The organism is Flavobacterium sp. MDT1-60 (assembly GCF_014844035.1).
Classification (GTDB): Bacteria; Bacteroidota; Bacteroidia; order Flavobacteriales; family Flavobacteriaceae; genus Flavobacterium.
Map to the genome: position 1 here is coordinate 2,953,141 of NZ_CP062159.1, position 12,191 is coordinate 2,965,331.

Genomic DNA, 12,191 nt, shown 5'->3' on the forward strand with positions numbered 1-12,191 from the left:
GTCTGTGGGGAAAAATAAAGCCACAGATTAGAGAATTAAAAAGATTTTTATTTCACGCAGATTTTGCAGATTTGAACAGATTTAAATTTGGATAAAGTATCTGCGTGTATCTGCTTAAATCTTTTTAAATCTGCGTGAAAAATAAAGTAACCCCCAAATCCTACCTTACATATGAAAAACAATTACAAATTTCGGTTTAGCTTATTCTTATTTCTGGCTTTTAGCAGTTTTGCAATTGCACAGACTTCTTTAGGCTCTAGTAAAACCTTCATGAATAAATTAAAGAATGAGTTAGTAAATACCACTGCAAAAAGTACAGAGAAAACAATTTTGCTGCAAGTCGATAATTCAAAAAACTTTAAAGGAAAAATAAATTATAAAGAATCAAATGAATCAAGTGAATTTCTGATTGGAGAAATCAAAGATGTTCCTGAATCTTCTTTTTTCGTCAAAGTGTTGGATAAAAAGTTGGAAGGTCATATTATTTTAAAGAAAACAAAAGAAGCCTACAAATATTATTCAGACGCTCAGGGAAATGCGTATGTTTCTAAAGTGGATATCAATACAATCGTTTGTATCAATTTTAAAGATATACCTGAAAATACTAAAAAAGCAACAAATAAAACAGCAGTCGCTGCTGCAATTGCACCTGCTTTATTGAATTTGCAAAGTTTACCGGGTGCGGCAGGCTGTGTGATGTTAGATTTTGACGGTTATAATATGCCTGCAGGAAATCTTTGGAATAACGGAAACGCAATCAACGCAGCACCATCCGGAATGAGCGACGCCGATGTACAGCAACATTGGGAAGTCGTTGCAGAAGATTACAGACCTTTTAATCTGAACGTGACAACAAGTGAAGCCGTTTTTAATTCGTATCCAAGAAACAGAAGAATGCGCGTGGTGGTAACTCCAACCAATACTGCAGCTCCGGGAGCAGGAGGTGTCGCTTATATTGGTTCCTTCAATTGGGACAATGATGTACCTTGTTGGGTATTTATTACTTCAGGTAAATCGGGTGGAGATGCCTCAGCGCATGAAGTTGGACATACTTTTGATCTTGGTCATGATGGCCGTACCACTCCCAAAGAGGATTATTTTGTCGGAATAAACAATACTTCGTGGGCACCCATTATGGGAGCAGGTTATTACAGACCCGTTGTGCAATGGAGCAAAGGAGAGTATGATTATGCCAATAACAAACAAGATGATGTGGCAACCATAGCAAGTGCTAAATTTGGAGTGGGATACAGAGGCGATGATTATGGAAATACTACAGCAGCTGCAGCCACTTTAGATTATAACGGAAGTGGCGCTATTAATCAGAAAAACGGAATTATTTCAAGTGAAGCCGATTATGACTTCTTTACGTTTACGACGGGAGGAGGAAATGTTTCAATAAATGTAAATACGGTTTCAAGAGACGGAAATCTGCATCTTTTGCTTCGATTGTATAATTCGGCTGGAACCGAAATGGGAACGTATTGGAATTCTGATCCATTTGCTTTAAATGCTTCGATGAATGTGAATTTGCCTGCCGGAAAATATTTTGTCGGTGTTGACGGTAACGGAGCAGGAAGTGCGGGTTACGGAGGATATTCGGCTTACGGTTCTATCGGGAGTTATTCGATTACCGGAACAATTCCGCCAGGAGGAAATATAGCCCCTTCAACCGATGTTATTACGGCTTACAAAGATTGTAATTACACCGGATTTTCGGGTGGATTAACCATCGGTGATTATAATCTGGCACGCTTAAATTCTTTGGGAATCTTAAATGATGATATTTCGTCACTTAGAATTACGCAGGGCTTTCAGGCGATTTTATATCAGGATGATAATTTTACCGGAGCCTCGACTGTAATTAATTCTGATAATTCGTGTTTAAATACAACGTGGAATGATAAAGTAAGTTCGATTCGAATTCTTGCCAATGGTGTTACGACTTTAGGAAATCAGACTTTCTATTTACAAAACAGAAACAGCGGTCTCAATATGGATGTCTGGAATGCCAGTTTAGCTAACGGAGCCAATGTAGCGCAGGGAACTGTAAATACAGGAAACAATCAAAAATTTACTTTGACGCATTTAGGGGATGGTATGTATACAATTATTGCCAATCACAGCGGGCAATCTTTAGATGTAAATAATTTTAATAAAGATAATGGTGCCAATGTGGAGCAATATCCATACAACGGAACCACCAATCAGCAATTTATTTTATTTGCAGCTGGTGACGGATTTTACAAGATTATTGCCAGACACAGCGGTAAACTGGTTGAAGTGGCAGGAGCGAGCACGGCAAATGGTGCGAATGTACAGCAATGGCAGGATAATGGCCAGACTTGCGGACAATGGAAATTAATCTCCACCACAACTGCCCAAACTTCAACTTTAATTCAGGCCGAAGATTATTCTGCTATGAGCGGCATTCAGGTAGAAGCTACAACAGATAGCGGAGGAGGATCAAACGTTGGTTATACTGAAACGGGTGATTGGATTGCGTACAATAACATCAATTTTCCAACCACAGGTTCTTATTTAATTGAATACAGAGTAGCAAGTGGCGTAACCGGAGGCAGATTATCATCTGATTTAAACGGAGGAACGATTGTTCTGGGAAATGTTGATATACCCAATACAGGAGGCTGGCAAAACTGGCAAACCGTTACACAAACGGTAAACGTAAATGCCGGAACGTATAATTTCGGAATCTACATTCAAAATACTGGTATGAACATCAACTGGATTAAAATTACCAAAATTGGTGCAGCTGCCATAACTCGTGAAACTTCATCTATTATTGAAGAAGAAAAACCAGCTGATATTGCATTTAATGTATACCCAAATCCGGTTTCAGAGACGTTATTCTTTACAAAAGACGTTTCGGGAGGAAATCTGAATGTTGTTGATTCTCAAACAGGAAATGTAGTTTTATCTCAAAAAATAAATGACAATAGTTTGAATGTTTCGAATTTGAGACAAGGAATTTATTTAGTTGTTTTTGAGAAGGATGGAGAGAAGACGATCAAGCGTTTTATTAAAAAATAATCCTAACCCATTCGCCATAATGGTTTTAGATACATTAATTTTAAGGTTTTAATGTAATGGAAGGCTGTCAGAAATGGCAGCCTTTTTTTATGCAGATTCCCATTTACCGTTTTCTTTTGCAAGATCGATCATAAGCTGGCCGTGTTCGGTCATTAAACCTTGTTCAATCATTTTTGCTGCGCGGTCTTTGTTGGGTTGACTCCATTTGCTTTTCTTCGGATTTCTGGGTGTAAAGGTCAGATAGAAACTTTCAAAATCTCTTTTTTTACACAAACTGTCAATCCAGCCAAAACACAAGGCTTCTTCAGTAGCATCATTTAGATTGATGCTTTCTACTTTACTTTTTTTGTGGTATAAAATCAACCAGACTGATTTCTCTGTTTGGGAATTTTGCTGAAGCCAATCGCGCCATTCTTTTCTGGTTTGGGCATAAATGGCTAGTTTTCCGTCTTTTGTTTCCATGATAAATACGAATTGAAATGAATAAATTTAATAAATAATTCATTGATGTAGAAATTTTAAGTCCCAGAGGGACGATATATTTATAGAAAATTTAGAATATATATTACGTAACCCCAGCGGGGTGATATTTTTAAATTTCATGTAAAAATAGTATATCACTCCGATGGAGCTTTATTTCGCAATCTTAGATATTTACTATACATATTTTACTCCTCTGGAGCTTGTGAATTAATAAAAATTTATCCGTTGAAATCATTCAGAAAAAATTATTATTAAATAACAATTAGGTAAAGACATTTCATTCATTAATGTATAAAATTGCAAATCCCACCTTTTAAAACTTAATCAATGAATTTTAAATATGCTTTATTATATAAAAACAATCTTTTCCTATTGTTTTTCCTTTTTTTCACCTTTGTTATCTCAGCCCAAAATCCAAAGAATCTTAACGGCACTCAAATTGCTTTTTTATCTGATGTACATTTACAGGATTTATTCGGAACCTTTTCAGACAATGCGTATAAAGGTGTTTTAAATCCGAAAACCGGTCAATATGTTTTACTGCGAACGATGGCTTCTCAATTGCATTCGACCAGAATCTTCAATGAAAATTATTTTGCTTTTATTGCTGCTTTGGAGGATATCGCAAAGCGAAAAATAAAATACGTCGCGCTTCCCGGTGATTATACCGATGACGGTCAGCCCATTCACGTTCGAGGTTTAGAAAAGATCTTAGCGCAATACAGCAAAAAATATAACATCGAGTTTTTTATCACAACAGGAAATCACGATCCCGTTGGACCTTTTGCACAAGATTCCGGTAAAGAAGATTTTCTTGGTAAAGACGGAAAAAGCCAGCCCATTTATAGCAAAGACGGCCTTTATAAGCCAAATTTAAGTACCGAACAGCCTGTAATTGTAACAGCCGATATTGCCAAAATGGGTTATTTAGGAATCACAGACGGATTAAAAGATTTTGGTTTTTATCCGAATAAAAAATACAAATTCTGGGCAACTCCATTTTCAACTTATAACAGCCAAAATTATAGTTTTGAAAAAGCTTCTGAAGCCGCTTTACTGTCTAACAGAGTTTATAACGTAACACCGGGTTACGAAGTTCCGGATGTGAGTTATGTTGTTGAACCAATTGACGGATTATGGTTAATGGCGATTGACGGAAACGTTTATGTTCCGAAGAAAAATGATGGAGATCCAAAAGATCCTAAAAATTATTCAGAGGCGAGTACGGGGTACAATAATGTGCTTTCAAACAAAAAGCATCTTATAAAATGGGTTCAGGATATTTCGGCGGAAGCCAAAAAACAAGGCAAAACTTTAATTGCTTTCAGTCATTTTCCGATGATTGATTTTAATGATGATGCTTCTGCAGAAATAAAAGAACTACTTGGACCAAACAAATGGCAGTTGAACCGGGTTCCGGTTGAAGAAGTAGCGAAGAAGTTTGCAGATGCCGGATTGAAAATTCATTTTGGCGGACATATGCATATCAACGATACCGGAATACGCACGACAGAAAAAGGGAATACTTTGGTGAATATTCAAACGCCGTCTTTGGCAGCTTATATTCCAGCCTATAAATTATTGACGATTAAAAAAGAGAATGTAGTTGATATTCAAACCATCACCATTGATAATGTTCCGGGATACAACGAACTTTTTGATTTGTATAAAATGGAGTATCAGTTTCTGCAAAGTCAGCAGACAAAAGGCATTTGGAATATCGATATTCTAAAAACTAAAAACTACCATGATTTTACCGATTTTCATTTGAAAGAGCTGGTTCGTTTACGCTTTTTATCAGACGATTGGCCATCTAGTTTCAAAGATTTTTTCCTGAAACTTTCCGGGCAGGATTTATTGGTTTTAGCGAGCGTTCAATCGGATAGTGATTTTAATGAAGTTTTAAAAAATAAGGAAAGATTCCAAAAAGAATGGAGTGAGGCACAACTTAAATCGGCTCAATATTTAAAAGAAAACAAACTTAAAAAAGAAGATTTCAATTGGACAGGCTACGATTTACTGGTCGATTTTTATCGTTTCAGAAGTGCCGATGAATTGGCTTTAGCCGATGTTGGAACAGCGAGAGCCAAACAATATAAAATATTGTCTCAGTTGTTTTTTGAAAATCATGCAGCTGATACTTCGAAAGAAAAACCTTTGCAAAACCAAATGCGATTGTTTTTAATCATCTTCAATAAATTCATGCATGAAGTCCCGGCAGATCATTTTACAGTTGATTTGAAAACGGGTGCGGTTACTGGATTGAAGTAATTTAACCGCAAAGTTCGCAAGGGTTTTTGTCGCAGCTGATGTTTAGAAAACTCAAAGTTCGCAAAGCTTTGTCAATAAATACTTTGCGAACCTTTGCGTAAACCTTTGCGAACCTTGCGGTTAAACTTTACTCATTTCAATCTGAAAACTGTCACTGAGACTGAAAACTTATTTAACACCATTAATCGGATCAACTCTCACATAAGTTCCGTCATCATATTTGATCTGATAAGGAGAATTGAAAAACGTACTTGGCAAATAATAATCTGTTGTGATGATTTGTGCTCCTGATTTTTTGGCTGCCTCGAAGTGCGAATAATCATTTTTGCGGGCTTCTTTAGTATCAGAATCAGCTCTGGTTCTAATGATGTAATCTTTTTTAACCAAATCGGCTATTTGAGGATCTTCAGAATTATTTCTAAACAAGGTCGCCGCTTCCGGTTTTCCAGGTTCAGCGTTGATGAAAACAGCGCGCCCTTTAAGTGAAGGGTGATTCAAAGCATACAAATCTCTTTTCGCTCCGTTATTATCCAAAATAAACAAGAATTTGCCTTTTGCTTTTTTCAGTGTTGGCCAATTGTTGTTCAAAACGGCTTCTTCCAATGTTTTGTATTTTCCACGTACCATATCTGGCGTGATTAGTTTATTTCCTAAACCTTTTCGAAGTTCTTTGTCTAAAGCATCAAATAACTCAGGTGTAAATTTTTCAGCTTTCGTTCCTAAGAAGCTATCGTCATCTTTTGGTTCCAACGTAATAAAAACCGGAACGTGATCCGGATTTGCATCAGACCATTTTTTTAATTCTGCAAGACAATTTTGAAGCGTGTAGCAGGATGTTCTAAAATCAATATCGATCATATGAAAAACTTTAAAACCCGGTTTCTGCATTTCTCCATTTGGATCATAAGCTTTTTCAGATTTTGCAAGGTCTAAACCTTTTGGGTGTGCATATTTTCCGCCTTTAGTATCACCCTGAACATCAATTTCAAGATTTCTTAAACCTTTGTTTAACTGCTCTGTAATTGGAATATGAGTGTATTGCAGACCTTTTAAAGAACGACTTGTGTCTTTGGCCTGAATAAAATTGTACAAATCGGTCTCAATAGCCTGACGATAACTGTTATGAGAACCGATGACCTGAATTTGATTGATTTTTAGATTGTCGTTTTGTGCCTGAACGCTGGTGTTTATAGCGCCGGCAAGAAATAATGTAAACAGAATTTGTTTCATGATGTAAGGTATAAAAAGTGTTTCCAGATTAAGGGACGCATCAAAAGAGAATACATTTTTATCCATGACTAAATTAAAAGAAAAATTTCAATTTTATGTTAGATTAAGAAAAAGAAATCGCAAACCGATTATCATTTTTGCCTTAAAATAGTAGTATTTATACAGCAAAGAATTCATTATTTAATTTAAAGTTAACCTTCAGACAAAAAACTTTGGTATAACATTTTATTATTTTACATCAACAAATACTACCAAAAGCAGTTATGAAGAATCCTGAAATTTTTGAACAAACGTATACCGAATACTGGAAAAAGCTCAATGCGTTTTCGTATACGATGACTCAGGATAAAGACTTGGCGCAGAACATTGTTCAGGATGTTTTTATTGATTTATGGGAGCGAAAAGACGATCTGAATATTAATGCGATTGAACCGTATTTATTTCGTGCCGTAAAAAATCAGGTCTTCAAACATTATCAAAATAATCGGTTTGATAAGACCATTCTGGAAGATCAGTTTGAAGATTATATTATTGATAATTTCGCTTCGATTGATCCTGAATTAATGGATTTACTTTATTCTTTACTAGATAAACTTCCGGAGAAAAGAAAAGAAGTTTTGTTGATGTACAAATTTCAGGATATGTCAATCGATATGATTGCCGATGAACTCGGAATTTCGAAACAAACAGTTAAAAACCAAATTTCTTCTGCCTTAAAACAGCTTCGTGAAGGCTTAAAAGACCTGGCCTGGCTGGCTCCATACATTATTTTGCATCAAAAGTTTTAAGATAACTTTCCGTTAATGTTTTCCTAATATTTCCCGATAGTACGATTTTATGATTCCCGTACTTACTTGTAATAATAAGTAATATGATAAAAAGAATCAAACATAGTTTAGAACATCTTATAGATAAAAGTTCACGAAATAAAACTTCAATTGCAGAAGAAAATTTATTAAATGATTTTGCTTTTGATCAATATCAAAATTCAAAATGGAACGAAACTGCAATGGGAAATCCTAATGAAGTTTCGCGACATATATATGAAGGAATTCAACTTCGAATAGGAAAGAAGAGAAGCTTCAATCCTTATTTAAAATACATGGCCGCTGCCAGTATTCTTTTTCTTGTTGGTTTGGGATTCTTTTTCAAACCAGGTTTTTCAGTTGAAAAGCACTTAACATTTAAAACTTTAGATATCCCCAAATCTATCCAGTTAAATGATGGCTCGAAAATTTATCTGGCAGCAAATTCTATATTTCAATATCCTGAAAAATTTCTGGGAGACGAAAGAAAGGTTTCGCTATTAAAAGGAAATGCATTTTTTGAAGTGGCCAAAGACAAAAAACATCCTTTTATTATTACTTCCGGCGAAATTAAAACAAGAGTGGTTGGGACTTCTTTCCACATTCAGTTATCAAAATCAAAATGCGAAGTGATCGTCGTAACGGGAAAAGTAAATGTTACTTCAAAAGGACAGAGTGTTGATTTGGTTCCGAATGAAGAAGCTTTGTTTGAATCTCAAAAACTGACCAAACAACTGGCAGATAAATCCTATTTAGTCAATTGGTACAATACTGATATCACACTAAATCAGACAATTCTTAAACATGTTATTACGATTTTACAATATAAATACGGAGTTTCATTTCAGTATGATAATGAAAAAGTATTAGCAACGCCGTTAACGGTGTTTATTAAGAAAGACGCATCATTAGAGAATGTTTTAGAACAAATAAATTATATCACAAACCTAAAATTTAAAGTTTATGGCGAAATAGTAAAAGTGGATTAAAAAACAAAAAAGCAGTTGCTGAGAACAACTGGATTAATAAGTAAGTATCGATAAAAAACCAATAACTTAAATCATGTATTTTAAACTTTCCTATTTAAATCTAAAGAGAATTGTCTTTTTAGTAATGGCGTTACTGGCCATTCAAAATGGTTACAGTACAACTAATTTCCCTGAAAAATCAAACGTAAAAAATAAAGTAGAAAAAGCTACGCTAGTTTCTATTTTTTCAAAATTAAGTCAGCAAACAGATTATAAATTTAGCTATGGGCAGGCTATTATCGCTGATAATACTGTTTATACGGTAAATTATACAAACGAATCTGTTTCGTTAATTTTAAGTGACCTTTCTAAAAAAGCTAATTTCAATTATAACATTAATGGAAAATTAGTTTTAATTCAGAAAACAGAAGCTCCAAAAACGACAACACATAAAGCGGTTGACAGAATAAAAGTAAAAGGAAAAATTGTTGACGAAAACAAAGTCCCAATTCCTGGAGCGACAATTATAGAAACGAGTACATCGAACTCAACAACTACAAATTTTGATGGTGAATTTGAACTTACGGTTGGAGAAGGAAAAACAATCGAAATCTCGTATTTAGGTTATAAAACAAAAACAGTTGCTGCACAAAGTGGTTTTATAACAATTCAGTTAGAACCAAATACATCTGAATTGGCAGAGGTTTTAGTTGTTGGTTACGGTAAGCAATCTAAAAAAGATGTTACTGGGGCTGTTACACAGTTGGAAGCTTCCAACTTTAAACAAGGTATTTCTACTTCTCCAGACCAATTATTACAAGGAAAAGTTGCTGGTGTTCGTGTGGTTAGCACAAGCGGTGAGCCAGGAGCAGGAGTAAATGTTACGATTCGTGGAGTTGGTTCTATCAGAAGCGGAAGTACACCTTTATTTGTAGTTGATGGCGTTCCGTTATCAAATGACGATGTTAGCCCTGGTGCAAGTAATGTTGGTTTTGGAAGCTCACAGGCAAAAAATCCATTGAACTTTTTGAATAATAGTGATATCGAATCTATTACCGTTTTGAAAGATGCTTCGGCTGCTGCAATTTATGGTGCAAGAGGATCAAATGGTGTTGTTTTGGTAACAACGAAAAAAGGATCCAAAGGCGAAGGAACTTTAACTTTTGATTCTTACACAGGAATTTCGACCGTAGCTAATAAATTAGATGTTTTGGATGCTGGTCAATACAGAAAAGCGATTAAAGATCCTGCATTTGACCACGGAGGAAATACAGACTGGCAAGATGTAATTTACAGAACCGCTATTACAACAAATAATTCATTGGCTTTTTCTAAACAAACAGAAACAGGAAATTATTATGCTTCTGCAGCGCAAATGAATCAGGAAGGAATTATCAGAAACAGTAATTTTAAACGTATGTCGGGTAGAATTAACGCTGCTGAATCATTTTTGGATAACAAACGTTTGAAAGTAAAAATGAATCTTACTGCGAGTGAAACCAAAGATGATGGAGTTCCTACAAGTGATGACGGAGGTTCAAACGGACAGTTGATCGTTCATACTTTAATGGCAAATCCAACAAGATCTGTTTTTGATGCGAATGGAAAGTATACTAACTTCAATATGAACGCGCATTACAATCCGGCTTATTTATTAAGTATTTACGATGACCAAACCCGTACAATAAGAGTTTTGGCCAATTTAGAAGCGTCATTGAGAATTGTAGACGGATTGGAATATAAAGTAAACATTGGTTTTGACCGTTCTGCAGCGGAAAGAAACACGACGATTTTTCCAAATTTAACGGACTTGAATCCAAAAGGGAAATATGTTCAGAACAATTTAGATTCAAAAAACTCTTTGATCGAACATTATCTGACTTACAATCTATTGTTAGACAAACATAAAATAGAAGCTTTAGGCGGATTTTCTTATCAGAAGTTTGAAAGATCAGGAACAAGTTTCAGTATTGACGGAATTTCAAATCAGGGAGTGGGTGTACCACCATCTATTAATCCTGGATTTGCGGGAACACAATCCGGAGTTTCCGGTTATGCTCAGGAAAATGAATTGCAGTCTTATTTTGGAAGGGTAAATTATACTTTCAATGAAAAATATCTTTTAACAGCTTCGATGAGAGCAGACGGTTCAACTCGTTTTGGTCAAAATAATAAGTACGGATATTTTCCTTCAGCTGCTTTGGGTTGGAATATCTCTAAAGAAAAATTCTTAGAAAACGCTACAGCCCTAAGTAACTTAAAATTAAGATTAAGCTGGGGACAAACTGGAAATCAGGAAGTAGAAAACAAAATCACTCAGGCAAGTTATTCATTGGCAGGTGCTGACGGATATTATTTGTACAACGACTTGAATTTGGTAAACGGAGTTTCTGTAAACAGAACACCAAATCCTGATTTAAAATGGGAAGTTGTAACACAATATAATGCTGGTTTAGATTTTAGTTTTTGGAATGATAAATTCTACGGAACTTTAGATTATTTCAACAAAACGACAACGGATGCAATTTTGAATGTTCCTTCACAAGCTTTGAGCCCAACAACAACTATCTGGACGAATATCGACGGAAAAATTATCAATAAAGGTTTTGAGTTTATGTTAGGATCTAAGCTAATTGATAAAAAAGATTTCTCATGGAATATTGATGTGAATGGAGCAACTTTAGATAATAAAATTGAAGATCTTCCAGTTTCAGAAATCCTGACAGGGACTATTTCAGGACCAGGACAATCCGGAGTTAATGCTAATATTTACAAAAGCGGTTATGCTGCGGGATCTTTCTATTTGTTACAACATACTGGTTTTGATGCAAACGGAGCTAATGTTTTTAAAGATCAAAACGGAGACGGAAAAATTGATAACAGCGACAGAGTAATTATCGAAGGTGCATTGCCAACTTTCTACTACGGATTCAATAGTGACATGAGATACAAAAACTTTACATTCTCTTTCTCTATCATTGGTCAAACCGGAGGTTATTTATTGAATAACACAGGATTAAATGCTTTGAATATAAACAACTTAGCTTCTGACAGAAACGTTGCTACAGGATATTATGAGTCTGGTGCAAATGCTACAAACTCTCCAATTTTATCTACACTTTTCTTAGAAAAATCAGATTTTATCAGACTTAATACGGCGCGTGTTGGTTACAATTTTGATTTAAAAGGATTAAACTGGATAAACGGATTGACACTTTATGTTACAGGACAAAACTTAATTACAATTACGAATTATTCTGGTTATGATCCTTTAATCAACAGTCCGAAATCAAACGGAGGAAATCAGTCTATTGGTATTGATTACGCTAGTTATCCAACTTCCAGAACGTTCAGTTTTGGAGCAACTTTAAAATTATAATTA

The 12,191-nt window shown here is 35.1% G+C and carries 7 protein-coding genes; 5 read left to right on the forward strand and 2 right to left on the reverse strand.

Annotation, left to right across the window (positions count from 1 at the left end; genetic code table 11):
- Positions 1-171 precede the first annotated feature (171 nt).
- Positions 172-3,051, forward strand: coding sequence for an RICIN domain-containing protein (locus IHE43_RS23625; RefSeq protein WP_225585079.1), 2,880 nt, complete (start codon positions 172-174; stop codon positions 3,049-3,051).
- Positions 3,052-3,138: 87 nt separating this feature from the next.
- Here the strand turns inward: IHE43_RS23625 and IHE43_RS12420 are convergent, their stop codons facing one another.
- Entirely contained in the window at positions 3,139-3,513 is a 375-nt protein-coding gene (locus IHE43_RS12420) for a YdeI family protein (RefSeq protein ID WP_192184172.1), read from the reverse strand.
- A gap of 348 nt (positions 3,514-3,861) precedes the next feature.
- Between IHE43_RS12420 and IHE43_RS12425 the strand changes: the two genes are divergently transcribed.
- Positions 3,862-5,805: a metallophosphoesterase gene (locus tag IHE43_RS12425; protein ID WP_192184173.1), complete on the forward strand. Its 1,944-nt coding sequence runs from the start codon at positions 3,862-3,864 to the stop codon at positions 5,803-5,805.
- A 168-nt stretch (positions 5,806-5,973) separates the two neighbouring features.
- On the opposite strand, the gene IHE43_RS12430 is transcribed toward IHE43_RS12425, so the two are convergent.
- A complete protein-coding gene (locus IHE43_RS12430; protein WP_192188214.1) occupies positions 5,974-7,035 on the reverse strand; it encodes a phosphatidylinositol-specific phospholipase C1-like protein in 1,062 nt (353 codons plus the stop codon).
- A gap of 263 nt (positions 7,036-7,298) precedes the next feature.
- On the opposite strand from IHE43_RS12430, the gene IHE43_RS12435 reads away from it, so the two are divergent.
- From IHE43_RS12435 to IHE43_RS12445, 3 genes are all read left to right on the forward strand, one after another.
- Positions 7,299-7,823, forward strand: coding sequence for an RNA polymerase sigma-70 factor (locus IHE43_RS12435; protein ID WP_192184174.1), 525 nt, complete (start codon positions 7,299-7,301; stop codon positions 7,821-7,823).
- Between the two features lie 83 nt (positions 7,824-7,906).
- Entirely contained in the window at positions 7,907-8,830 is a 924-nt protein-coding gene (locus IHE43_RS12440) for a FecR family protein (RefSeq protein WP_192184175.1), read from the forward strand.
- A 73-nt stretch (positions 8,831-8,903) separates the two neighbouring features.
- Positions 8,904-12,188, forward strand: coding sequence for a TonB-dependent receptor (locus IHE43_RS12445; RefSeq protein WP_192184176.1), 3,285 nt, complete (start codon positions 8,904-8,906; stop codon positions 12,186-12,188).
- Positions 12,189-12,191: the final 3 nt, after the last annotated feature.

Coding starts and splice junctions, on each gene's coding strand:
- IHE43_RS23625 (WP_225585079.1), top strand. CDS start 172: ATGAAAAACAATTACAAATTTCGGTTTAGCTTATTCTTATTTCTGGCT.
- IHE43_RS12420 (WP_192184172.1), bottom strand. CDS start 3,513: ATGGAAACAAAAGACGGAAAACTAGCCATTTATGCCCAAACCAGAAAA.
- IHE43_RS12425 (WP_192184173.1), top strand. CDS start 3,862: ATGAATTTTAAATATGCTTTATTATATAAAAACAATCTTTTCCTATTG.
- IHE43_RS12430 (WP_192188214.1), bottom strand. CDS start 7,035: ATGAAACAAATTCTGTTTACATTATTTCTTGCCGGCGCTATAAACACC.
- IHE43_RS12435 (WP_192184174.1), top strand. CDS start 7,299: ATGAAGAATCCTGAAATTTTTGAACAAACGTATACCGAATACTGGAAA.
- IHE43_RS12440 (WP_192184175.1), top strand. CDS start 7,907: ATGATAAAAAGAATCAAACATAGTTTAGAACATCTTATAGATAAAAGT.
- IHE43_RS12445 (WP_192184176.1), top strand. CDS start 8,904: ATGTATTTTAAACTTTCCTATTTAAATCTAAAGAGAATTGTCTTTTTA.